At 71.3% G+C, this 22,458-nt stretch carries 22 protein-coding genes; 7 read left to right on the forward strand and 15 right to left on the reverse strand.

Translation table 11 applies throughout. From position 1 onward, the window contains the following. Nucleotides 1-2: 2 nt before the first annotated feature. The 4 genes from AC2CHE_RS03405 to AC2CHE_RS03420 are packed head-to-tail and all read right to left on the reverse strand — an operon-like array spanning nt 3 to nt 3,027. Entirely contained in the window at nt 3-1,280 is a 1,278-nt protein-coding gene (locus tag AC2CHE_RS03405; protein ID WP_484503404.1) for a tetratricopeptide repeat protein, read from the reverse strand. Nucleotides 1,281-1,290: 10 nt separating this feature from the next. After that, nucleotides 1,291-1,776: a 2-C-methyl-D-erythritol 2,4-cyclodiphosphate synthase gene (gene ispF, locus AC2CHE_RS03410; protein ID WP_484503426.1), complete on the reverse strand. Its 486-nt coding sequence runs from the start codon at nt 1,774-1,776 to the stop codon at nt 1,291-1,293. Nucleotides 1,777-1,789: 13 nt separating this feature from the next. Further along, a complete protein-coding gene (gene ispD / locus AC2CHE_RS03415; RefSeq protein ID WP_484503405.1) occupies nt 1,790-2,485 on the reverse strand; it encodes a 2-C-methyl-D-erythritol 4-phosphate cytidylyltransferase in 696 nt (231 codons plus the stop codon). A 56-nt stretch (nt 2,486-2,541) separates the two neighbouring features. Beyond that, complete coding sequence (locus tag AC2CHE_RS03420) at nt 2,542-3,027, reverse strand: CarD family transcriptional regulator (RefSeq protein ID WP_007073334.1); 486 nt, start codon at nt 3,025-3,027, stop codon at nt 2,542-2,544. Between the two features lie 370 nt (nt 3,028-3,397). Between AC2CHE_RS03420 and AC2CHE_RS03425 the strand changes: the two genes are divergently transcribed. Continuing rightward, entirely contained in the window at nt 3,398-4,063 is a 666-nt protein-coding gene (locus AC2CHE_RS03425; protein WP_484503406.1) for a hypothetical protein, read from the forward strand. Nucleotides 4,064-4,093: 30 nt separating this feature from the next. Here the strand turns inward: AC2CHE_RS03425 and AC2CHE_RS03430 are convergent, their stop codons facing one another. The 4 genes from AC2CHE_RS03430 to AC2CHE_RS03445 form a co-directional block, all read right to left on the reverse strand. Continuing rightward, nucleotides 4,094-4,702 carry a hypothetical protein gene (locus AC2CHE_RS03430; RefSeq protein WP_484503407.1) on the reverse strand — a complete coding sequence of 203 codons (609 nt, stop codon included), beginning with the start codon at nt 4,700-4,702 and terminating at the stop codon, nt 4,094-4,096. Nucleotides 4,703-4,728: 26 nt separating this feature from the next. Further along, nucleotides 4,729-5,778 (reverse strand): type III polyketide synthase, encoded by a 1,050-nt coding sequence (locus tag AC2CHE_RS03435; RefSeq protein ID WP_484503408.1) that lies wholly within the window; start codon nt 5,776-5,778, stop codon nt 4,729-4,731. A 90-nt stretch (nt 5,779-5,868) separates the two neighbouring features. After that, nucleotides 5,869-7,038: an acyl-CoA dehydrogenase family protein gene (locus tag AC2CHE_RS03440; protein WP_484503409.1), complete on the reverse strand. Its 1,170-nt coding sequence runs from the start codon at nt 7,036-7,038 to the stop codon at nt 5,869-5,871. Between the two features lie 46 nt (nt 7,039-7,084). After that, entirely contained in the window at nt 7,085-7,822 is a 738-nt protein-coding gene (locus AC2CHE_RS03445; protein WP_484503410.1) for a methyltransferase domain-containing protein, read from the reverse strand. Between the two features lie 46 nt (nt 7,823-7,868). Between AC2CHE_RS03445 and AC2CHE_RS03450 the strand changes: the two genes are divergently transcribed. The 4 genes from AC2CHE_RS03450 to disA all read left to right on the forward strand — a co-directional run bounded on the left by AC2CHE_RS03450 (nt 7,869) and on the right by disA (nt 12,415). Beyond that, complete coding sequence (locus AC2CHE_RS03450) at nt 7,869-8,708, forward strand: UbiA family prenyltransferase (RefSeq protein ID WP_484503411.1); 840 nt, start codon at nt 7,869-7,871, stop codon at nt 8,706-8,708. Nucleotides 8,709-8,847: 139 nt separating this feature from the next. Further along, a complete protein-coding gene (locus AC2CHE_RS03455) occupies nt 8,848-9,570 on the forward strand; it encodes an LPS-assembly lipoprotein LptE (RefSeq protein ID WP_484503412.1) in 723 nt (240 codons plus the stop codon). Nucleotides 9,571-9,642: 72 nt separating this feature from the next. After that, nucleotides 9,643-11,139 carry a DNA repair protein RadA gene (radA, locus tag AC2CHE_RS03460; protein WP_484503413.1) on the forward strand — a complete coding sequence of 499 codons (1,497 nt, stop codon included), beginning with the start codon at nt 9,643-9,645 and terminating at the stop codon, nt 11,137-11,139. A gap of 97 nt (nt 11,140-11,236) precedes the next feature. Beyond that, entirely contained in the window at nt 11,237-12,415 is a 1,179-nt protein-coding gene (gene disA / locus AC2CHE_RS03465) for a DNA integrity scanning diadenylate cyclase DisA (protein ID WP_484503414.1), read from the forward strand. A gap of 50 nt (nt 12,416-12,465) precedes the next feature. On the opposite strand, the gene AC2CHE_RS03470 is transcribed toward disA, so the two are convergent. The 3 genes from AC2CHE_RS03470 to AC2CHE_RS03480 form a co-directional block, all read right to left on the reverse strand. Continuing rightward, the gene (locus AC2CHE_RS03470; RefSeq protein ID WP_484503415.1) at nt 12,466-13,197 is read right to left on the reverse strand and encodes a hypothetical protein; all 732 of its coding nucleotides are present in this window, start codon (nt 13,195-13,197) and stop codon (nt 12,466-12,468) included. 136 nt (nt 13,198-13,333) lie between these two features. Then, a complete protein-coding gene (locus AC2CHE_RS03475; RefSeq protein ID WP_484503416.1) occupies nt 13,334-13,927 on the reverse strand; it encodes a peptide deformylase in 594 nt (197 codons plus the stop codon). Beyond that, entirely contained in the window at nt 13,924-14,436 is a 513-nt protein-coding gene (locus tag AC2CHE_RS03480; protein ID WP_484503417.1) for a glycine cleavage system transcriptional repressor, read from the reverse strand. The genes AC2CHE_RS03475 and AC2CHE_RS03480 overlap by 4 nt, the downstream gene beginning before the upstream one ends. A 95-nt stretch (nt 14,437-14,531) precedes the next feature. Between AC2CHE_RS03480 and AC2CHE_RS03485 the strand changes: the two genes are divergently transcribed. Beyond that, a complete protein-coding gene (locus AC2CHE_RS03485) occupies nt 14,532-15,434 on the forward strand; it encodes an HhH-GPD family protein (protein WP_484503418.1) in 903 nt (300 codons plus the stop codon). A 97-nt stretch (nt 15,435-15,531) separates the two neighbouring features. On the opposite strand, the gene AC2CHE_RS03490 is transcribed toward AC2CHE_RS03485, so the two are convergent. The 4 genes from AC2CHE_RS03490 to lysS all read right to left on the reverse strand — a co-directional run bounded on the left by AC2CHE_RS03490 (nt 15,532) and on the right by lysS (nt 21,467). Further along, the gene (locus tag AC2CHE_RS03490; protein WP_484503427.1) at nt 15,532-16,185 is read right to left on the reverse strand and encodes a C39 family peptidase; all 654 of its coding nucleotides are present in this window, start codon (nt 16,183-16,185) and stop codon (nt 15,532-15,534) included. Nucleotides 16,186-16,517: 332 nt separating this feature from the next. Beyond that, on the reverse strand, nt 16,518-19,052 hold the full coding sequence (locus tag AC2CHE_RS03495) for an ATP-dependent Clp protease ATP-binding subunit (RefSeq protein WP_484503428.1): 2,535 nt from the start codon (nt 19,050-19,052) through the stop codon (nt 16,518-16,520). Between the two features lie 443 nt (nt 19,053-19,495). After that, nucleotides 19,496-19,846, reverse strand: coding sequence for a histone-like nucleoid-structuring protein Lsr2 (locus AC2CHE_RS03500; RefSeq protein WP_484503419.1), 351 nt, complete (start codon nt 19,844-19,846; stop codon nt 19,496-19,498). A gap of 112 nt (nt 19,847-19,958) precedes the next feature. Beyond that, complete coding sequence (gene lysS / locus AC2CHE_RS03505) at nt 19,959-21,467, reverse strand: lysine--tRNA ligase (RefSeq protein WP_484503420.1); 1,509 nt, start codon at nt 21,465-21,467, stop codon at nt 19,959-19,961. Nucleotides 21,468-21,558: 91 nt separating this feature from the next. Here lysS and AC2CHE_RS03510 point away from each other — a divergent pair, with 91 nt between their 5' ends. Next, nucleotides 21,559-22,299 carry a class I SAM-dependent methyltransferase gene (locus tag AC2CHE_RS03510; RefSeq protein WP_484503421.1) on the forward strand — a complete coding sequence of 247 codons (741 nt, stop codon included), beginning with the start codon at nt 21,559-21,561 and terminating at the stop codon, nt 22,297-22,299. The last annotated feature ends 159 nt before the right edge of the window (nt 22,300-22,458 follow it).

Consider the following 22,458-nt stretch of genomic DNA (forward strand, 5'->3'; position numbering starts at 1 on the left):
CGTCAGGCCACCGGCCGGCCGACGATCGCCAACCGGGCGGCGGTGGCGATCGCGATGGCCAGTACCAGCGGCCACGGGGTGCCGACCAGGGCGTAGAGCAGGATCAGCACAGGTGCCGCAGCGGCGGCGTACACGGCCAGGGCGAGCGGACGGTCGGTACGCCGCAGCACGGGCAGGATGGTTCGGGTCAGACCTGGCAGCCGGGCCGCGTGTTGCCAGAGCACGATGCCGCCGCCAGCAGCCGCGGCCACCGCCAGGAGTCGGGAGAATCCCGATCCGGTAGCGGTCGAACAGGCGACCACGATGGCTGCCACCACCGCCCAGCCGGCGCCCCACAGCACGAACTGCCGCAGCGCCGCCGGCACCGGCTGGCGTGCGACGACCGGCCCGACGCCGTTCTGTCCCGGCCAGGCCGCACCACGCCCGCCCGGCTCCGGGCCGACGACGGCTGGCCCACCGGCGGGTACGGCACCGCTCTGCGCCGGCCAGTTCGGGCGTTCCTCCGGACCGTCGGCGGGACGGTTGGCATCGACATCGCCCACCGACTCGTCCTGGGCTGCGGCTGGCCGGCCCGGATCGCCGCCGGCCTCGGGCGGCCGGGTCGATTCGTCCGACACCTCGTCGGCCCGGCGTCGATCCGGCGGCAGATCCGCCACCGCCGCTTCGGCCAGTCGCTCCAGCGTGGCGCTCCACCGGCGCTGCTCCAGCCGCAACACCCCGACGTCGTCGCCGGTCTCCGCCAGGCGCGGGTCCAACCGCAGCGCCTCCCGGTAGGCCCGCTCCGCCAGGTCGTACATCCGCATGTTGGCCGCGACCAGACCCAGCACCAGGTGGCCCTGCGGCTCGTCGGGGGCCAGCTCCACTCCGCGCCAGGCCGCGTTCAACGCCGGCTGGCCGTTGCGGGAGACGGCCAGGATCGCCGCCGCGCTGCGCTGCGCGTACGCGTCCTCCGGCCCCAGGGCCAGGATCTCGTCGGCGGTACGGGCGGCCTCGGCATACCGTTCGAGGTCGCCGAGGGCCAGCCCACGGACGACGAGCGCGGGCACCTGCCCCGGCGCGGCGGCCACCGCGGCCTCGGCGGCGGCGAGCGCCTCGGTCGGTCGGCCGGCGGCCAGGTGCACCCGGGCCAGCATGGTCGACGCCGTGGTGGCCGCCGGGTCGAGGGCCAGCGCGAAGCCGAGTTCGGCCGCGGCCTCGTCGTAACGGCCCAACTCGGCGAGGAGCGTGGCACGTTCGAGGTAGCCGTCGGCGGGCGGATCGGTGGGGACGTCGGCGGACATCGCGGCGAGCCTAGGCGCTCGGCTGCTCGTACACCAGGGCGACCGCGACCCCGGCGAGCCCTTCGCCGCGCCCGGTGAAGCCCAGGCCGTCGGTGGTGGCGGCGGAGACGGTGACCGGCGCCCCGACGGCCTCCGACAGCACCCGCTGAGCCTCGTCCCGACGTGGGCCGATCTTCGGCCGGAGCCCAACCACCTGCACGGACACGTTGCCGATGGCGAACCCGGTGGCGCGTACCCGGCGGGCCGTCTCGACGAGCAACGCCACCCCGCTGGCCCCGGCCCACTCTGGCTGTCCCACCCCGAAGTTGGCGCCGAGGTCACCGAGACCGGCGGCGGAGAGCAGCGCGTTGCAGGCGGCGTGGGCGGCCACGTCCGCATCCGAGTGCCCGGCCAGGCCGTCCTGCTCCGGCCAGTACAGACCGGCCACCCAGCAGGGTCGACCGGGCTCGAAGGCGTGCACGTCGGTCCCGATGGCCACCCGAGGAACGATCATGATCCGAGGGTACGCGCTACCGTCCGGTCGCCAGCAGATGCTCGGCCAGCGCCAGGTCGAACGGCCTGGTGATCTTCAGAGCGTGCTCCGAACCGGGCACGCAGTGCACCAGCACCCCCTGCTTCTCCACCAGCCCGGCGTCGTCGGTGAGGGCGTCGGCGGCAGCGGCGTGGGCGGCGGCCAGCACCGTTCGGCGGAATCCCTGCGGGGTCTGCACGGCGCGCAACGCGGCCCGGTCGACGGTGCCGAGCACCTTCTCGTCCGCGTCGACCTCCTTGATCGTGTCGACGACCGGCAGCACCGGGATCACCGCGTCATGGCCCGCCCGGACCGCCATGGCCACCGATTCCACGAGCGCGGGCGGGGTGAGTGCGCGAGCCGCGTCGTGCACCAGGACGATCTCGGGACCGGCGGGGACCGCGGCGAGCGCGGCGGCCACCGACGCCTGTCGTTCCGCACCACCGGGGACCACGACCACCGGGGCGATCGGTGCGAGCAGCTCACCCACGGCCGCCACCTCGGCGACCGGAGCGGCCACCACGATGCTGTGCACCGAGGGGGCTTCGGCCAGCCGACGGACCGCGTGCACCAGCAGCGGCTCACCGGCCAGCAGCCGAAGTGCCTTCGGGCGACCGGGCCCGAGGCGTACGCCGGCACCGGCCGCAGGCACGAGGACCGCGACGTCACCGCGCGGATTGAGCTGCGCGGTCACGTCGCGGTCCTCGACGGATTGTTCGCTACGATTCGGGTACGACGATGCAGTGCGGACTAGGCCTCCGTCAGCACCTTGTCGAGCAGCGTCTCCGCCTCGTCCTTGGTGCTCTTCTCGGCCAGCGCGACCTCGCCGACCAGGATGTCGCGAGCCTTGGCGAGCATGCGCTTCTCGCCCGCGGACAGCCCCCGCTCCCGCTCGCGACGCCACAGGTCACGAACGACCTCGGCCACCTTCAGCGGGTTGCCGGAAGCCAGCTTCTCCAAATTCGCCTTGTAACGCCGCGACCAGTTGGTCGGCTCCTCGGTGTGCGGAGCCCGGAGAACGTCGAAGACCTTGCCGAGGCCCTCTTCGCCAACCACCTCGCGCACACCCACGATCTCGGCGTTCTCGGCCGGCACCCGGACCGTCAGGTCACCCTGCGCGACCCTCAGGACGAGGTACTGCTTGGGCTCGCCCTTGATGACCCGAGTCTCGATTGCCTCGATGAGTGCGGCCCCGTGGTGGGGGTAAACAACGGTCTCGCCGACACTGAAAACCATAGGTTCGAAACCCCTTTCGCTGTGTCTAGGGTAACACGCTCAGGCACCGATGTCTCACCGCTGTCCTGACCGTTGGCGCAGCTCAGGGGACCTGTGAGAGGTATTTCTTCGGCTTGACAGACCATTCAGACGATGATTCGGACACGTTGCGTAACCTTGGGATGACCCCCGGACACCACTGCCATGGACGTGGAGATCCGGGAGGACAAGCGCCGAGGCCCTGCGACACACCCGCTGGAGATCAAGGGCTACGCACCTATTCCATGGTATCCCGCCGCAGTCCGACGCGGGCAGCGGTAGCGGTACTCGGCCCGGTGCGGGACGCTGGAGAGGTGCCGCGTCCACACCCGTGAGGTTCCAGGGGGTCGTAATGGGCAAGGCTGACGCCGATGGTCCCGGGCTGCCCGACCTGCCGCCGGAATGGGGCCGGGTAATCGTCCCGGACGACATAGCGGCCCTGGCCGACGAGGCTGAACAGGTCCGTCGCGAGCTGCGCCGGGCAGCGGCGGACCAGCGCCGATGGCGTCCGCCCGCCGCACCGGTGATCGTGCTGATCGTCGCGGTCCTGACCGCCCTCGCCGGTCTGGCCGCCGTCACCTGGCCCAGGACCAGCCGCACCGGACCGGACACCGCCACGCCCGACCCGGCACCGGCGCAACTGACCGGTCGCCCCCTGCCCGCGCTCGACCTGGTCGACGGCGGGCAGGCACCGGTGCCGCTGCGTGGGCTGCTGCCGGTGGTGGTGCTACTGGTGGACGGATGTGCCTGCCGGGAGCAGGTGGCCGAGGCAGCGATGGCGGCACCGGCCGGGGTGACCGTGGTCAGCGTGGCCGCCGCCGGGCCCCGGGCAGCGCCACCGGGGGTGCGCTCGCTCGCCGACCCGGCCGGCGGCCTGCGTACCTTCGTGGACCTGCCGGCCAGCCAGGACGGCGTGACCGCACTGCTCGCCGACCGCACCGGCAGGATCACGCTGGTGGTACCCGAGGTCACCTCGATCGCCGACCACCACGCCGAACTGTCCCGGCTGGCCGATTGACCCGCCCCGTACGCAGACGACCGGGTGCGCTCAGCTCAAGGCGATCAACCGAGCCTCGATCTGGACCGGCTCCGACCCGGCTGGCGAGAACGACAGCCGCGCCGCGGCGCCGGTGCCGGTGAGGTCCATCAGGACCTGCCCGCCGTCGCAGCCCACCGTCATCGGGGCCGCCGACCGGGCGCCGCTGACGGCTACCAGCAACTCACCCGGACCGGTGCAACGCAGGCGCAACAGGTGCCGCTCGCCCCGCTCCATCCGGGTCTGCCGGATGACCGCCGCACCGGAGCCGAGCCTCGCCGACTCGGTCCAGACCAGCTCGGTCCCGCCCGCCCACCAGCCGCTCGACGCGGCGGAACCCGTCGGGCGCTCCGCCGGCCCGTCGTCCGCCCCGACCACTGCGCCGGTGCGCGGGTCGACCAGGATGGGGGAGGTGGCATGCGGAGGCTCGGACACCGTGCCAGCGGGGACCGAGTTCTCCCGCCGGTACGTGCCGGCCGACGACCCGCCCGGCGCGAGGCCCACGCCGGTCTGCGCCTCCGGTGCCGCTACCCGCCACCACCAGCCACCGAGGGTCAGCGCCGCCACCGCGGCGGCGGCCAGCAAAGCCCCGCGTAGCCGATGGATGGCATCGACGTCCATGCCTGAAGGGTAGCTCTGTTGAACGCTCAGGCGCTTCGTTCCAGCAGAGCGGCGTAGAGGGTCAACCCGGGGCCGAAGGCCAGCATCACCACCCGGCGCGGTGCCGGCGCCGACCGGAACAGACGGTCGAGGATCAACAACACCGTCGGCGAGGAACAGTTGCCGTGCTCGTTGAGCGTCTCCCGGGACGCCGCCAACGCTATCGGCGCCAGCTCCAACTCACGCTCCACCACGTTGAGAATGCGTGGGCCGCCCGGGTGCACGGCCCAGCCATCCACCTCCGACCGGCGGGTACCGTGCCGAGCCAGCACCTCGTCCACCAGCCCTCGGACGTGCGCCGACAGCACCTTCGGCACCTTCGGCGAGAGGCCCATCCGGAAACCGGTGTCGGTCACCTCCCAGGTCATGTGATCGGCGGTGGAGGTGTCGCTCACCGAGGCGACCTCGCGTACGGCGTAGCCCCGCCCACCGGGAACGACCGCCGCGGCGACGGCGGCATCGGAGAAGAGCGCGTGGGAGACGATCTGCTGGGTGTCCATCCGTGCCGAGGAGGGCTGCAGGTGCAGGCTGGTCAGCTCGGCGCAGAGCAGCAGCGCGGGGCGCCCCCGCGCGGTGACGAAGTCACCCACCGCACCCAACCCCGGCAGCGCCGCATAGCAGCCCATGTGACCGACGAACATGCGCTGGGTCGTCACGGCCATGCCCAGATCCCGGGCGAGCAGGATGTCCAGCCCCGGAGTGGCGTACCCGGTGCACGAGCACACCACGAAGAGGCCGACGTCACGGGCGTCCAGCCCGGCGGCGGTCAACGCCCGGCCTACCGCCTCCTTACCCAGCGGCAACGCCTCGACCTGGTAACGGAGCATCCGCCGCTCGGTCGGCCAGTCGGAGACGTCCTCAAGCAACGGATTGACCGCTGCCTGCCGCCGGGTCACTCCCGAGTGCGCGAAGATCCGCTCGGCCAACGCGCGGGTGGAGCCGGAGAAGTGCCGGGAGAAGAAGTTCTCCCACAACTCCTGCTGGTCAGCCGAGGGCGGATGGGCCGTGCCCAGGCCCGCGATCACCGGTACGGACACGGTCCCACCTTCCTCTCGCACGCTGACTCCTCGCACTTCCGGGCCCTGTCCCCGTTCGCGGCTGCGTGGCCCGCAGCCCGCTCCTCACGGTCACCAACGAGGCATCGATCCGTCACGGTCCGGGTCACCGCCGAGTGTGGCGATGCCGAGCCAGTCGGCGCAGACGTCGGAGGTGGCCGGATGCAGCGACCCGCAGCGGGCGTCGCGGTACAGGCGTTCCAGCGGATGACCCCGCCGGGTGGCGGAGGTGCCGGCCGCCTCCAGCATGGACGCGGCCACGTCCGCCGCAGTGGTGCCGGCCAGCAACTTGGCCCGCCACACCCACCGGTTGGTCTCCGCGTCGCCCGGTGCCTCGTCCACCCGCCGAGCCGCCTCGGCGACCACCAGCTCCGCCGCCGCCACGGCCGCGTCGGCGCGACCCAGGCGGGCGCGTACCGCCGGCAGCCCGGCGAGGTTGCGGGCGTTGAGATGTTCCCCGGCCGCGTCGATCGCCGCCCGGGCCACCCCCACGTAGACGGCCGCGTAGCTGGCCACCAGCCAGTGCGGCATGAGCTGGGCCACCACCAGGGCCAGCCCTTCGACCCCGCCGAGCAGCCGGTCGCTGTCGACGGTCACATCGAGGTGCAGGTCGTGCGAGGCGGTGGCGCGCATGCCGAGGGCGTCCCAGGTCGGCTCGACGGTGAGACCCTCCCCGGCCGGAACCAGAAACTGCGAGACCACCGACGGGTCGGCGGCGCTGCGGGCCGCCACCAGGTAGCCGTCGGCATGACCGGCACCGGAGCAGAAGGTCTTGCTGCCCTTGATCCGCCAGCCGCCGTCGACCGGCTCGTAGACCGTGGCGAGCTGGGACAGCCGGGCACCCGCGCCGCGCTCGCTCATCGCGACCGCGTACCACGCCCCGTCGGCCGCCGCCCGCAGCAGGCGGTCGCGGGCGGCCAGCGCCTCCGCCGGTACGCCGAGCGCCTCGGCCAGTTCCTCGGTGACCGCACCGAGTGCCCCGGTGACCGAGGCGTGCATGTTGAACACCAGCGCGGTGGCACCGTTGCCCCGGGCCAGTTCGGTGGCGACGGCCGCGTACGCCGCGAAGCTGGCGCCGGCGCCACCCAGTTCGGCGGGGACCATCAGCCCGAACAGTCCCGCCTCGCGCAGGTCGGTGAAGTCGTCGACGGGAAACGAGCCGTCCCGGTCGTGTGTGGCGGCCCGCGCCGCCAGCCGGGGCGCCAGCCGTCGGGCCACCGCCACTCCACTGCGCTCGGTCATGGGTGGAACCCCCTCTTCGGCCATCGCCCTACCTCACCTGGATCAGCTATCCGTCGCGCAGCCCGTGGCCCTGATAGAGCACCGCCCTCGACCCGGTCGGCACGATGCGCGGTGCCTGACCGGCCGGCGTCGCGGCACCCGTCGCCTGCCGGAGCAGCCACCGCAGCAACCCCGGCACCGCCGGCCGGAGACCACGGACCCGCAGGTCGATGCCGTGTCGGGCGCACTCGGCGACCAGTTCGCGATCGTCCACGAACAACTGCGGATCGTGGATGCCACGCGGCACGGTGGGCAGACGTTCGGCGATTCGGACGGCGACCAGCCGGGCCAGCGCGGTGTCGTTGAGGGTGTCCAGCACCAGCAGGCCGCCGGGCCGCAGCAGGCGACACGCCTCGGCCACCGCCGCCCGCCAGTCCGGGACGTGCTCCAGCAACTCGCCGGCGGCGACCACATCGGCGCAGCCGTCCGCCAGCGGTACCGCCGTGGCGTCGCCGTTGACCGCCGTCACGCCGTGCGCCGCCGCCTGCGCCAGTGCGGAGGGGGTGAGGTCCACCCCGACGTGTCGGTAGCCCTTCCCGGCCAGGTGTGGGGCGAGCAGCCCCGCCCCGCAGCCCAGGTCGACCAGGAGCGCACCCGTTCGCGCCGCCGGGGGCACCAGCGCGGCCCGCGCCCGGGCCAGCCAGTGCAGCATGGCGAAGACGCCGTCTGGCCGCCACCACTCGGCCGCCAGGTCGTCGTACTGGCGCGGATCGTTGCGGGGCAGCACGCGGCCGGCGTCACGCATAGCAACGAGCGTGACACGACTCCCCGGTAACGACCAGACTACCGTTATGTCGTCGACGGTGTTAGGGCTGGTCAGAGCGAGCCATCCGGAGCCGACCGCGGCGGTCACCACAGTGGCTGGTCTGCTCGCCGCCGGTGTTGGGCACCCACCCGGCGGCGTCGTCGCGGTGGTGCTCACCGTGGCTGCCAGCCAGTTCACCGTCGGGTGGACCAACGACCTGCTCGACGTGGACCGCGATGCCGCGGTCGGGCGTACCGACAAGCCGTTGGCCTCCGGCGCGCTGAGCCGGCGTACCGTCGCGGTGGCCGCCGCCGTGGCCGCCACCGCGACAGTCGCGCTGGCCCTGACCACCAACCCGACGGCGGCGATCTGTGCCACCATCGCTCTGGTCTCGGCGCTGCTTTACGACTGGCCGCTGAAGTCCACCCCGATCTCGGTGCTGCCGTACGCGATCTCCTTCGGCGCCCTGCCCGCCTTCGTGGTGCTGGCACTGCCCGACGCCCCGCCGCCCCCGGCCTGGCTGGTGGTCGCGGCGGCGCTGCTCGGCGCGGGCGCCCATTTCGCCAACGTGCTGCCCGACTTCGCCGACGACGCCCGGACCGGGGTCCGTGGACTGCCGCACCGGCTCGGCGCCACGGGCAGTCGGGCGGCCGCCGTCGGGCTGCTGATCGCGGCGACCGTCACGCTGGTGCTCGGGCCGCCCGGGCCGCCGACGGGCGTGGGCCTCGCGGCGGTCGGCGCCACCGTTGTGATCTTCATCGTGGCCTGGTACGTGGGCCGGACCGGCGAGCACGCAGGCGCCCGGCCGGTGGCCGCCTTCCGGGCGGTGCTGCTGGTCGCCCTGATCGACGTCGTACTGCTGGTCACGAACGGCCGGTTGGTCTGAGTTCCACCCAGACGACTGGCCGCACCGGGTCGGCGTGCGGGCCACGATCAGCTCCAACTACCCTGGAGCCCGGTATGCGCGGGCATGGCCAGCGGTTCCGGCGGGTAAGCCGGGTGTGATCGTGACGAGGAGGACCGACGTGAGGCGCTCGTTCAGGGGTTCCCGGCGTGCTGCCGTGCTGCTGCCCGGGATCGCGGCGGCAGCCGGGCTGCTGCTGTCCGGATGCGGCGCCGGCCAGATCTCCGAGACGGCCAGCAAGGTGCCATCGATCCAGGGCGTCAACCTCCAGACCGGCGACGGGCGGTACGCCGTACGCGCAGCCGCGCTGGCCTACCCTGGTGTCGAGGGCTATCAGGCCGGCGACGACGCCCTGCTCAATGTCGTCCTCCACAACGACTCGCCGGATCCGGTCACGGTGACGGTCACCTCGTCGGACGCCCGCGAGGTGGTGCTCACCACGGTCGCCGCCGCGACCAGCCCGTCACCCACCGGCTCGCCGTCGCCGACCACCTCCCCCACCTCGGAGCAGTCTCCCGAGGGTTCCCCCTCGCCGGACAACCCTCCCTCGCCGGACAACTCCCCGTCACCCAGCCCCACCGAGTCACCCACGTCATCCGGCCCGGCGCGGATCGAAATTCCTCCGCTGAGCCACGTGCAGCTGAACACCGAGGGTGAGCAGGTGCTTCAGCTGCTCGGGCTGAACGAGACCCGGCTCCCCGGCCAGACCGTCACGCTGACCTTCGACTTCGGCGGCGAGACGGTCACCAGCCCGGCGCCGATCGCCGTGCCGCTCACGCCGCTGCCGCAGCCGTCACCGATCATCGAGCGGCACACCGAGTACGAGGGCGAAGGCGGCCACTGAGCACGGCGGACCGGCCGCGCCGACCGAGCCGGTCCAGGTACGTCCCGACGGCACCGTAGGCGTGGTGCGGCCATGCCGACGGTGCCGTCGTCGTACCCGGGGGTTAGCGTCGGTCGGGTGAGCATCTCCCGATCGACCCCGTCCCGGGCGGGCACCGGCTCGCGCGGCCGCGCCGCCACTCGCGAGCCTCGGCCCGCGTACGAGTGCGACGCCTGCGGGCATCAGCCACCGAAGTGGGTGGGCCGCTGTCCCGAGTGCGGCGAATGGGGCTCCGTGGTCGAATGCACGATCACCGGTCCGACCGTCTCGGGTCGGGTGGTGAGTTCCCGGATGCCCGCCGAGCCGGCCCGGCCCATCGCCACCATCAGCGCGGCACCGGCCCGGGCCCGACCCACCGGGGTCGGCGAGTTGGACCGCGTCCTCGGCGGCGGCCTGGTCCCCGGTGCGGTGGTGCTGCTCGCCGGTGAGCCGGGGGTGGGCAAGTCGACTCTGCTGCTCGACGTCGCCCAGCAGTGGGCCGCCGGCGCGGGCAGTCCGTCGTTGGTGGTCAGCGGTGAGGAGTCGGTGAGCCAGGTGCGGCTGCGGGCGGAGCGCATGGGTGCCCTGCACGACCAGCTCTTTCTGGCCGCCGAGAGCGACCTCGCGGCGGTGCTGGGTCATCTGGACGCGGTCAAGCCCGGCCTGCTCGTGCTCGACTCGGTGCAGACCATCTCCACCACCGGCACCGAGGGCGTACCCGGCGGGGTGACCCAGGTCCGGGCGGTCACCGCCGCCCTGGTCGCGGTCGCCAAGGAACGCGGGGTCGCCACCGTGCTGGTCGGGCACGTGACCAAGGACGGCCAGGTCGCCGGCCCGCGGGTGCTTGAGCACCTGGTCGATGTGGTGCTGCATTTCGAAGGCGACAAGCACTCGTCGCTGCGGATGGTGCGTGGGGTCAAGAACCGGTTCGGCGCCGCCGACGAGGTCGGCTGCTTCGAGATGCACGAGGGCGGCATCAGCAGCCTCGCCGACCCCTCCGGGCTGTTCCTGACCCGTTACTCCGAGCCGGTCCCGGGCACCTGCGTGACGGTGGCGATGGAGGGGCGGCGAGCACTGCTCACCGAGGTGCAGGCGCTGATCGGCGCCACCGTGGCCGGCTCGCCCCGGCGTACCGTCTCCGGGCTGGACTCCGCCCGGCTGGCGATGGTGCTGGCGGTGCTCCAGCGCCGTACCGAGCGGCTCACCCTGCACGACCGGGAGGTGTTCGCGGCCACCGTCGGCGGCATCCGGGTGGTGGAGCCGGCGGCCGACCTCGCGGTCGCCCTCGCCGTCGCTTCCGGAGGGCTGAACCTGGCGATCGCACCACACCTGGTGGCGATCGGCGAGGTCGGCCTCACCGGCGAGGTACGCCGGGTGGGTGCGGTGCCGCGCCGCCTGGCCGAGGCCGCCCGGCTCGGCTTCCGGCTGGCCCTCGTGCCGCCCGGCTGCGGGCCCACCAGCACCGGTGCCGGTCCGGAACAGATGCGCGTGATCGAGGTCACCGATGTCCGCTCGGCGTTGCAGGCCGCCGCGCGGGCGTCGGCGGAGTGAATCGTCCACCGGTCGGGTCGGGCAGGGCGGGCCGAATCGTGACACATCACAGTAACCGCGAGAGCACCCACCGCACGGCAGTCCGTAGACTGTGCCCGTGCCGATCGACCGCGATACCACCAAGCCAGCCGGCGCGACGCCCCATGCCCGCACCGCTGCCGTGGGCTCGCCCGCCCGCCCCATCAGCGTGAGCGTCACCGGGGGCGGCGTCGTCGGCGACCCGCTGCGCGCCAACCTTGCCCTGATGGCACCGGGCACCGCACTCCGTGACGGGTTGGAGCGGATCCTGCGGGGTCGGACGGGCGCGCTGATCGTCCTGGGCTACGACAAGGTGGTCGAAGGGCTCTGCACGGGTGGCTTTCCGCTGGACGTCGAGTTCTCCGCGACCCGGGTCCGGGAGCTGTGCAAGATGGACGGCGCAGTCGTGCTCTCCAGCGACGGCACCCGGATCGTCCGGGCGGCGGTCCACCTGATGCCCGATCCGACCATCCCGACCGAGGAGTCCGGCACCCGGCACCGCACCGCGGAGCGGGTCGCCCGGCAGACCGGCTACCCGGTCATCTCGGTCAGCCAGTCCATGCGCATCATCAGCCTCTACGTCAACGGTCAGCGACATGTGCTTGACGACTCGGCGGCAATCCTCTCCCGCGCGAACCAGGCGCTGGCCACCTTGGAGCGATACAAACTCCGCCTCGACGAGGTCTCCGGCACCCTGTCCGCCCTGGAGATCGAAGACCTGGTCACCGTGCGCGACGCGGTGGCCGTGGTGCAGCGGCTGGAGATGGTCCGCCGGATCGCCGACGAGATCGCCGGCTACGTGGTCGAGCTGGGCACCGACGGGCGGTTGCTCGCCCTTCAGCTGGACGAGTTGATGGCCGGCGTCGACGCCGACCGTACCCTGGTCATTCGGGACTACCTGCCCACCGGCCGCAAGTCCCGGACCCTGGACGAGGCGCTGGTCGAACTGGATCTGCTCAGCGCCACCGAGCTGATCGATCTGGTCTCGGTCGCCAAGGCGATCGGTTACCCGGCCGCCTCGGACGCGCTGGACGCGGCGGTCAGCCCGCGCGGCTTCCGACTGCTGGCCAAGGTGCCCCGACTACCGGTGGCCGTGGTCGACCGGCTGGTGGTTCACTTCGGAAGCCTGCAACGGCTGCTCGGTGCCACGGTGGAGGATCTGCAGGCGGTCGACGGCGTCGGTGACGCCCGGGCCCGGGGCGTACGCGAGGGGCTGTCGCGGCTGGCCGAGGCGTCCATCCTGGAACGCTACGTCTGAGGCGCGCGTCGCACTGAGCCGAGGCCCGGCCGAGCGGCCCGGGCGCCGACCTACCTGAGGACCAGCTTCGCGGGCTGACTCAGCTTGGTGCCCACCCGGGCGAAGACCCCGTACGTCCCGGCGGGCACGGCCGGTCCGTTCGCCACGCCGTCGGCGCACCGGCTGCTGTCCCTGCCGTTCCAGTTGACCTGGTAGGAACGTTCGAAGCCGGGAGTGAAGGACTGCACGTCCGAACCGGCGCCCGTGCCACAGGTGTCCGAGGACCAGACCACCTCGGCACCGGCCTTGATGTACAACTCCTGGGCCGTCGCGCCGACGTCCCGGCTGCACGTCCGGTCGGACCTGTTACGGACCTTCAGGTTCAGGTCGACGTGGGCGCCCGAGGCGGCCTGCGTCGGCAGCGCCGCAGCGGTCACCGAGAGTTCGGTGTCCGCGCAGTTGCCCTCGTCCGCGACCGGATCGACCGCTGGCGGGTCGTTGCTGAGGCTCGGCTCGTTTCCGGGGGCGGACGGGTCGGCCCCGTCCCCTGGATCAGCGGGGTCGGCCCCGGCATCACCGGACGGCGGCGAGCCCGTCTGTGGCGTCAGCACCGAACCGGTCGGATTCGGCGTGCCGGTCGCCACGCCCGAGTCGGGCTGGCCGTCGCCGGTCGCGTCGTTGCCCCCGGTGGGCGCGTTACACGAATAGAACAGGACAATCATAAAGAGCAGCACCGCACCGAGCACGACGGCGCGACGCCGCCAGTACACGGTGGGAGGCAGGGGGCCGACCGTCAGACGCATGATGTCCCCACCGTAGCGGCGGCGCGTGCGGCGGACGGCAGCGACGCGCCGTGACTCCCCCGTCCCATCGGCTCCGACCCTCCATTCACGACGGTACGCCCGACGACGGTCACTCAGTGCGACCGTGCGGGTCGAATCAGAGGTAGACCTGCCGCTGGTAGATCGCATGCGCGCCGGCCACCCGGTCCAGAAAGAGCAGCCCAGCGCAGTGGTCGATCTCGTGTTGCAGGGCACGCGCCTCGAAACCGTCCGTCACCAGGCGTACGGTCTCACCGCTGCCGGGCAGCGCCCCCTCCACCACCAGCCGGCTCGCGCGCTTCACGTCACCGGTCAGGTCCGGCACCGACATGCACCCTTCCCGACCTGCCTTCCACCGGGTGGCCTCGACGACCCGGGCGTTGCACAGCACGAAGACGCCGTGCCCGGTGACGGTCTTGGGATGCCCGGTGACGTTCACCGCGAAGATCTGGGCGCTCACCCCGACCTGCGGAGCGGCCAGGCCCACACAGCCGGGGGACACCCGCATGGTGGCGATCAGGTCGGCGGCCAGCCGCACGATCTCCTCGGCGGTCGGATCGACCTCCCCGCCCGGCCGGCTGAGCACCGGGTCCGGGGCGGAGACCACCGGGATCACCCGGCCGGTGCCCAGCGTCTCGGGGCCCCAGTCACCGAGACCCACGTACGCGTCGGCCTGCGGGTCCGACTTCGACACGTCCGGCGCGCCGCTCACAGCACATCCGGTTCGGCGGGCCGGAGGGTCACCTCGACGCCGAGACCGGCGGCTGCCTCCGCCAGCCGGCCGCCGAGCGCGTCGGCGGTGCCGGTGGGCAGTTCCACCTCGGCCACCACCACGTAGAGCGTCCCCACCAGGCGGGTACTCAGGTCGGTGACGTTGCCGCCGGCCTCGGCCAGCACCCGGGTCATCGCGGCCACGATGCCCATTCGGTCGGCACCGTGCACCGCCATCACGTACGGCTCGCCGGACGGCGCTGTCTCACCGTCGGGCGTCACCGTCCGTACCGTCGCCAGTAGTTGACCGTCGGCGGCCAGCGGCACCAGCGCGGTCTCGACCTCGGCGGCGGCCGGACCGACGCAGATCAGGGTCATCGCGAAGTGTCCCCGCAGACGGGTCATTGTGCTGTCGGTGAGGTTGGCGCCGAGCCGGGCGAGCACCTCGGCGACGTCAGCCACGATGCCGGGCCGGTCCCGGCCGATGACGGTGATCGCAAGCTCGTTCATCCGGGCATTCTGCCCGACCGTCGCGCGCCGTCGCTGTCGGCCCGCCCGACCGTCCGAACGACGGGAACGGCGCGCGTGACATCATCAGCGACGCGATGACAGAACCCACATTCGCCGGCCGGGTCAGCCGGTGGTACGAGCAGCACGCCCGGAACCTTCCTTGGCGCCAGCCCGCGACGAGCCCCTGGGCGATCCTGGTCAGCGAGGTCATGCTCCAGCAGACGCCGGTCGTCCGGGTGCTGCCCGCCTGGCAGGCGTGGTTGGAGCGCTGGCCGACGCCGGCCGCCCTGGCCGGGTCCAGCCCCGCCGAGGCGATCCGCATGTGGGGGCGGCTGGGCTATCCGCGCCGGGCGGTCCGGCTGTACGAGTGCGCGGTCGCCGTCGTGGAACGGCACGGCGGTGCGGTGCCGGACCGGCTGGAGCAACTGCTCGCCCTGCCCGGGGTCGGCACGTACACCGCCCGGGCGGTCGCCGCCTTCGCGTACGGCCAGCGTCACCCGGTGGTCGACACGAACGTACGTCGGGTGGTCTGTCGGGCGGTGGCCGGAGAACCGGATGCCGGCCCGACCACCCGCCCCGCCGATCTGGTCGCCACCGAGGAACTGCTGCCCACCGAACCAGCCGCGGCGGCCCTGGCCAGCGCCGCCATCATGGAATTGGGGGCGATCGTCTGCACCGCCCGGTCGCCCCGTTGCGAGGCGTGCCCGGTCGAGTCGACCTGCGCCTGGCGGGCCTCGGGACGCCCCGCTCCAGCCGGTCCGACCCGCCGCCCCCAGCGGTACGCGGGCACCGACCGCCAGGTACGCGGCCTGCTGCTCGGAGTGCTACGGGAGGCCACCGGCCCGGTGCCGCACCAACGCCTGGACCAGGTGTGGACGGACGACGTGCAGCGGGCCCGGGCCCTCGCCGGACTGGTCGACGACGGTCTGGTGGAGCCGGTCGGTGAGGCATCGTTCCGGTTGATCGGCGACGGCCCGCCGACACCGGTGCCTGGCTGAGTACCGGTCACCGTCGACGGGCCGCGACCAACGGCGGCCGGCTGAGGGCCGGCCCCGAACGGGACCGGCCCTCAGCATTCGATCTCTGGCGGGTGGATCAGGCGGAATAGCCACGGCTGGCGATCCAGTCGGCCAGCGCGTCGGTGCTGATCCAGTACTCGGCTCGGGTGGCGTTGGCCGAGTCAGCGACCTTCATCTGGTCGCCACCGTCGCGGTAGCCGGTCACCGCGATGTAATGCCCGCCATCGAAGGTGTGGCTGCCCCCGTGAAGGTCGGTTGCGGTGCCCACGACGTTGGCCACCACGCCCCGGCCGTTGTCGACGGCGCGGACGACGTCTTTCCGCAGCCGGTCGGTCTCCGCCCGTCCGGCGGCCTGACCGGGGATCTCCACCGTGCGGTAGACGTCCATGCCGGCCTTCCGATTGAGGGCCTCGGTGATCAGGAAGGCCGAGTCGGTGCCCTGCTCGGTGGTGCCCATCTCGCGGGCCAGGTCGTCCTGCGAGACGTCCTTGTTCAGGATGCTCAGGGTGTTGCGCACCGCAGCCGGGCCGCAGTAATAGAAATTCGGCTGGGCCTCGTAGCGCAGCTTCAACTGCCGCTCACCTTTGCCGTGTCCCCGCTCGGTCGCGGCGGCCAGCGGGTCGGAACTCGGCGGGGCAGCGGCCGCGCCCACCGGGCCGGCGATCATCCCACCGGCACAGACGGCACCGGCGGCGGTCAGGGCAGCCTTGCGGATCGGACTAGTCATGATCGTTGCCTTCCGTCTCGGGGGATCGACACCACACCAGGAGATGGGAGGATGCGATACCGCGTCGGATGGAAGCGGCACGGGCGCGCCTGCTCCAGGTCTGCGACGACCTCGGTGCCCGATCATTTGCGGGCTGGCCGACCGGGCATCGCGGTTACTCCCGGTACAACGGCTCTCCGGACCGGTCCATGCCCCGGCAAACCGTGACCACCGTCACGACAATTCACCACAAATCGGCCACCTGGCTATAGGTGGCTCGCTCACGCCCCGACCCCACAGACGGCGGCGGCCCGGTGGCATTCACCACCGGGCCGCCGTTGCTTCGGCTGACGACCTTACTCGTCAGCGCCTGCTGGAGCCGTCCTGCCGCCGAGGTCGGCCGGCACGGCGTCCGGCACCTCCACCGGGCGGTCGGAGCCCTTGAAGACGAGCTTTGACTTGTCGATGTCGTCGGGGTCGCCTTCGCAGTCGACGACCACGATCTGGCCGGGGGTGAGTTCGTTGAACAGGATTCGTTCGGACAGGTTGTCCTCAATGTCGCGTTGGATCGTGCGACGCAGGGGACGGGCGCCGAGCACCGGGTCGAAGCCCTTCTTCGCCAGGTACTTCTTGGCGTTGTCGGTCAGTTCCAGACCCATGTCCTTGTTCCGCAGCTGGGTCTCGATCCGCCGGATCATGATGTCGACGATCGAGAGGATCTCCGACTCGCGCAGCTGGTGGAAGACGATGGTGTCATCGATACGGTTCAGGAACTCGGGCCGGAAGTGCTGCTTGAGCTCGTCGTTGACCTTCTGCTTCATCCGGTCGTAGTTCGACTCGGAGTCCTCCGACGCCTGGAAACCCAGCGACACGGCCTTGGCGACGTCGCGGGTGCCGAGGTTGGTGGTCAGGATGATGACCGTGTTCTTGAAGTCCACGATCCGGCCCTGACCATCGGTGAGCCGACCGTCCTCCAAAATTTGCAGCAGCGTGTTGAACACATCCGGGTGGGCCTTCTCGATCTCGTCGAACAGCACCACACTGAACGGCCGACGACGCACCTTCTCGGTCAGCTGCCCACCCTCGTCGTAACCGACGTAGCCGGGAGGGGCACCCACCAGCCGCGACACCGTGTACCGGTCGTGGAACTCCGACATGTCCAGCTGGATCAACGCGTCCTCGGACCCGAACAGGAACTCCGCGAGCGCCTTGGACAGCTCGGTCTTACCCACCCCGGACGGGCCGGCGAAGATGAACGAGCCCGACGGGCGCTTGGGGTCCTTCAGGCCGGCGCGGGTACGCCGGATCGCCTTCGACACCGCCTTGACCGCGTCCTCCTGGCCGATGACGCGCTTGTGCAGCTCGTCCTCCATACGCAGCAGGCGTGAGGTCTCCTCCTCGGTCAACTTGTAGACCGGGATACCCGTCCAGTTACCCAACACCTCGGCGATCTGCTCATCGTCGACCTCCGAGACGACGTCCAGGTCACCGGCCTTCCACTCCTTCTCCCGCTGCGCCTTCTGACCCAGCAGCTGCTTCTCGCTGTCGCGCAACTGCGCGGCGCGCTCGAAGTCCTGCGCGTCGATCGCGGACTCCTTGTCCCGACGCACCTGCGCGATCCGCTCATCGAAGTCCCGCAGGTCTGGCGGCGCGGTCATCCGACGGATCCGCATCCGGGCACCGGCCTCGTCGATGAGGTCGATCGCCTTGTCCGGCAGGAACCGGTCGGAGATGTACCGATCGGCCAGCGTCGCCGCAGCCACCAACGCCGCGTCGGTGATGCTCACCCGGTGGTGCGCCTCGTACCGGTCCCGCAGACCCTTGAGGATCTCGATGGTGTGCGCCAGCGACGGCTCACCGACCTGGATCGGCTGGAAACGCCGCTCCAACGCGGCGTCCTTCTCCAGATGCTTGCGGTACTCATCCAGCGTCGTCGCGCCGATCGTCTGCAACTCACCCCGGGCCAGCATCGGCTTCAAAATGCTCGCCGCGTCGATCGCGCCCTCCGCGGCACCCGCACCGACCAGGGTGTGGATCTCGTCGATGAACAGGATGATGTCGCCCCGGGTGCGGATCTCCTTGAGCACCTTCTTCAGACGCTCCTCGAAATCACCCCGATAACGGGAACCCGCCACCAGCGCGCCCAGATCAAGCGTGTAGAGCTGCTTGTCCTTCAGCGTCTCCGGCACCTCACCCTTGATGATCTTCTGGGACAGGCCCTCCACCACGGCGGTCTTACCCACACCAGGCTCGCCGATCAACACCGGGTTGTTCTTCGTCCGGCGGGACAGCACCTGCATGACCCGCTCGATCTCCTTCTCCCGCCCGATCACCGGATCGAGCTTGCCCTCCCGGGCCGCCTGGGTCAGGTTCCGGCCGAACTGATCCAGCACCAGACTCGTCGACGGCGCGGCCTCGCCCGGCGCGGCACCCGCCGCGGCCGGCTCCTTGCCCTGATAGCCGGAGAGCAGCTGGATCACCTGCTGACGGACCCGGTTCAGGTCCGCACCGAGCTTGACCAACACCTGGGCGGCGACGCCCTCACCCTCACGGATCAGCCCGAGCAGGATGTGCTCCGTACCGATGTAATTGTGGCCGAGCTGCAACGCCTCCCGCAGCGACAGCTCCAACACCTTCTTGGCCCGCGGCGTAAACGGAATATGCCCGCTCGGCGCCTGCTGACCCTGACCGATGATCTCCTCCACCTGCTGGCGCACGCCCTCCAGGGAGATGCCGAGGCTCTCCAGAGCCTTCGCCGCGACGCCCTCACCCTCATGGATCAGGCCCAACAGGATGTGCTCCGTACCGATGTAGTTGTGGTTGAGCATCCGGGCCTCTTCCTGGGCCAGGACGACAACCCGTCGCGCTCGGTCGGTGAACCGCTCGAACATGCCCTCGTGCTCCTCACGTGCCGTGCGCACTCGATCTTGGTGGTCAAGACTCTCGGCGGGGCCGGATACGCGAGCGCCCGGGACGGGCGTCCGCGCCTCATTACTCTATCGCCGCGAGCCGACTCGGCTGACCTCGTGTGTCTGCGTCGTAGGCCCGGTACGCGTCGTTTTGCACAACCCTCCACGCTCAACGGGTGTTCCGGGCGTGGTCTCTGTACGCGCAGAGCGAAATTCGGTCCGGTGGCCGAGACTCCCGGGAACGCCGCACGGGGGGGGTCCCGCCCCGGGGACGGCACCGCCACGGCGCCATCCACAGGTTGTGGACAAGACATCCACCGGTTGTGGACAACGCGCGATACATCCCGAATATAGCCCCGCCGACGCCGACGCCGGCCCGGAGAGCTTCTCCGGGCCGGCGTCGTGGCCGCTCGTGGTGACTGGTCTCAGTGACCGGCCTTCGAGTGGTACTCGTCGACGATCTCCTGGGGGATCCGGCCCCGGTCCGAGATGTCCTTGCCGGCCTTGCGGGCCCACGCCCGGATGGCCTTGTTCTGCTCACGGTCGGCGGTGGCGCCACCGCGGCCACGGGCGGCCCGACCACCGACGACCACACCGCCGCGACCGACCTTGGTGCCGTGGTCGATGTACGGGGCGAATACCTCGCGCAATTTCTCTGCGTTCGAACCTGACAGGTCGATCTCGTACTGAACACCGTCGAGCGCGAACTTGACGGTCTCGTCCGCGTCCCCGCCGTCCAGGTCATCGACCAGCTTGTGAATGATCTGCTTGGCCACGCCACATTCCTTTCGAGCAGGGCTGATCCTGCCAACTACACAAGCACAATAACCCGCCAGATGCTTGCCACGTCAATAGGATGCGGTAACGAGGCGGTAAGTTTTCGTACGACTACTCGGGGCGAACCAAGGGGAAGAGGATGGTTTCCCGAATTCCCAGGCCGGTCAGCGCCATCAGGAGGCGGTCGATTCCCATTCCCATGCCACCGGCCGGCGGCATTCCGTACTCCATCGCCCGGAGAAAGTCCTCGTCCAGTCGCATCGCCTCGTCGTCGCCCCGGGCGGCCAGCTGCGCCTGGGCCGACAGTCGTTCCCGCTGCACCACCGGGTCGACCAGCTCGGAGTACGCGGTGCCCAGCTCGAAACCGAGCACGTACAGGTCCCACTTCTCCGCCAGGCCCGGCTCGGTGCGATGAGCGCGGGTCAGCGGACTGGTCTCCTCCGGATAGTCCCGCACGAAGGTGGGGGCCTCCAGACCGGGTACGACCAATTCCTCGAACAGTTCCTCGGCGAGCTTGCCCGGCCCCCACTTCGGGTCGACGGCCAGGCCCACCTTGTCGGCGTACTCGACCAGGCGCGCCTGGTCGGTGTGCACCGTGACCTCCTCGCCGAGCGCCTCGGAAAGTACGCCGAAGAGGGTGACCGAACGCCACTCGCCGCCGAGGTCGAACTCTCGACCGTCGGCGTGGGTGACCACCGTCGATCCGGAGACCGCGATCGCCGCCCGCTGGACGAGATCGCGGGTCAACTCCGCCATCGTGTTGTAGTCGCCGTACGCCTCGTACGCCTCCAGCATGGCGAACTCGGGCGAGTGCGAAGAGTCGATACCCTCATTACGGAAGTTGCGGTTGATCTCGAAGACCCGCTCGACGCCGCCGACGACGGCGCGCTTCAGAAACAGTTCCGGCGCGATTCGCAGGTACAGATCGGTGTTGAGTGCATTGCTGTGGGTCACGAACGGTCGGGCCGCCGCACCCCCATGCAGCAACTGCAACATCGGGGTTTCCACCTCCAGGTAACCCTCGCCGTGCAACGAATCGCGCAGACTGCGCACCGCCGCCGCCCGGGTACGCACCATCTGCCGCGCCTGCGGTCGGACGACCAGGTCGACGTAGCGCTGCCGGACGCGGGCCTCCTCGCTGAGCGGCTTGTGCGCCACCGGCAGCGGGCGCAACGCCTTGGCGGTGACCGCCCACTGCTCGGCCAGCACCGACAACTCACCCCGGCGGCTGGTGATCACCTCGCCGGTGACACCGACGTGGTCACCGAGATCGACCAGCCGCTTCCAGGCCTCCAGCCGGTCCGCGCCGACCCGGTCCAGCGACAGCATGGCCTGGAGTTCGGTGCCATCGCCGTCGCGCAGGGTGGCGAAACAGAGCTTGCCGGTGTTCCGCACGAAGATCACCCGGCCGGTGACGGAGACCCGGTCGCCGGTGGCGGTGTCCGTGGGCAGCTCCGCGTATCGCTCGCGCAGCTGGCTCAGCGTGCTGGTGCGCGGGAAGCCGACCGGGTAGGGCTGCACACCGTCGGCGAGCATCCGGTCCCGCTTCTCCCGGCGGACCTTCATCTGCTCGGGAAGGTCGTCGGCGGGGTCGACTGGCACGGGGCTCTGTTGGGTCACGGCACGCTTCCTCAGCGGGAGAATTCGGGCGGGGTCAAGCCCCGAGCGTACTCAAACGCTCCGGCAGCCGTTACTGGATAGCCTGCCGGTCATGACCGACCCCACCCAGGCCCTCTCCTTCGGCACCGCCGCCGCCGACTACGACCGCTACCGTCCCCGCTATCCACTGACAGCACTGCGCTGGGCGCTCGACGGCATCGACGCTCCCGCGCAACTTGTCGATCTGGGTGCCGGGACCGGCATCCTGGCACGTGGGCTGCTCGACCTGGGGCACCGGGTGACCGCCGTCGAGCCCGACGCCGCGATGCGGGCCCAGTTGATGTCGGTCGACACCGCGGTGCGCGCACTGGCCGGCAGCGCCGAGACGATGCCGCTGCCCGGCGGGTTCGCCGACGCCGTGCTCACCGGCCAGGCGTACCACTGGTTCGACCGGCCACGGGCACACTCGGAGATCGCCCGGGTGCTGCGGCCCGGCGGGGTCTTCGCGCCGCTGTGGAACGTGCGGGACGACTCGTGCGGCTGGGTGGCCGAGCTGAGCCGGATCGCCGAGATCGGCGACACCGTCGAGTACCTGCGGCAGAGCGTGACCGACTTCGGCGACTCCTTCACCAGCCCGGAGTGGGCCGAGTTCACCCACACCACCACGCTGACCCCCGACGAACTGCTCGGCCTGGTCCGCACCCGCTCCCACTACCTCACCGCCACCCCCGCCCGCCGCGCCGACGTCGACCACCAGGTCCGCACCCTGCTCCACACCCACCCCGACCTGGCCACCCAGGAAACCATCACCCTCCCCTACACCACCCTGGTAGCCCGCGCCCGAAGAACCTGACCCACTCACACACGAGACCGCCACAGACGGACGGCCCCCCACCCACCACAGACCCCACCCTCAGCGGACGGATGACGCGTACCCACCGAAGGGGGTACGGGGCGGCCGCCCCGGGGGCGGGGGTATCCCGCCCCGCCCGCCCCGGGGGGGGGGGCCCGG

The organism is Micromonospora sp. ATLC16 (assembly GCF_057196645.1).

What these genes read in the sequence shown, in the direction of transcription:
- radA (WP_484503413.1), top strand. Translation starts at nt 9,643, where the DNA reads ATGCCGACGGTGCCGTCGTCGTACCCGGGGGTTAGCGTCGGTCGGGTG.
- AC2CHE_RS03485 (WP_484503418.1), top strand. Translation starts at nt 14,532, where the DNA reads ATGACAGAACCCACATTCGCCGGCCGGGTCAGCCGGTGGTACGAGCAG.
- AC2CHE_RS03405 (WP_484503404.1), bottom strand. Translation starts at nt 1,280, where the DNA reads ATGTCCGCCGACGTCCCCACCGATCCGCCCGCCGACGGCTACCTCGAA.
- AC2CHE_RS03420 (WP_007073334.1), bottom strand. Translation starts at nt 3,027, where the DNA reads ATGGTTTTCAGTGTCGGCGAGACCGTTGTTTACCCCCACCACGGGGCC.
- AC2CHE_RS03510 (WP_484503421.1), top strand. Translation starts at nt 21,559, where the DNA reads ATGACCGACCCCACCCAGGCCCTCTCCTTCGGCACCGCCGCCGCCGAC.
- AC2CHE_RS03425 (WP_484503406.1), top strand. Translation starts at nt 3,398, where the DNA reads ATGGGCAAGGCTGACGCCGATGGTCCCGGGCTGCCCGACCTGCCGCCG.
- AC2CHE_RS03450 (WP_484503411.1), top strand. Translation starts at nt 7,869, where the DNA reads ATGTCGTCGACGGTGTTAGGGCTGGTCAGAGCGAGCCATCCGGAGCCG.
- AC2CHE_RS03445 (WP_484503410.1), bottom strand. Translation starts at nt 7,822, where the DNA reads ATGCGTGACGCCGGCCGCGTGCTGCCCCGCAACGATCCGCGCCAGTAC.
- AC2CHE_RS03430 (WP_484503407.1), bottom strand. Translation starts at nt 4,702, where the DNA reads ATGGACGTCGATGCCATCCATCGGCTACGCGGGGCTTTGCTGGCCGCC.
- AC2CHE_RS03470 (WP_484503415.1), bottom strand. Translation starts at nt 13,197, where the DNA reads ATGCGTCTGACGGTCGGCCCCCTGCCTCCCACCGTGTACTGGCGGCGT.
- AC2CHE_RS03440 (WP_484503409.1), bottom strand. Translation starts at nt 7,038, where the DNA reads ATGACCGAGCGCAGTGGAGTGGCGGTGGCCCGACGGCTGGCGCCCCGG.
- AC2CHE_RS03480 (WP_484503417.1), bottom strand. Translation starts at nt 14,436, where the DNA reads ATGAACGAGCTTGCGATCACCGTCATCGGCCGGGACCGGCCCGGCATC.
- AC2CHE_RS03495 (WP_484503428.1), bottom strand. Translation starts at nt 19,052, where the DNA reads ATGTTCGAGCGGTTCACCGACCGAGCGCGACGGGTTGTCGTCCTGGCC.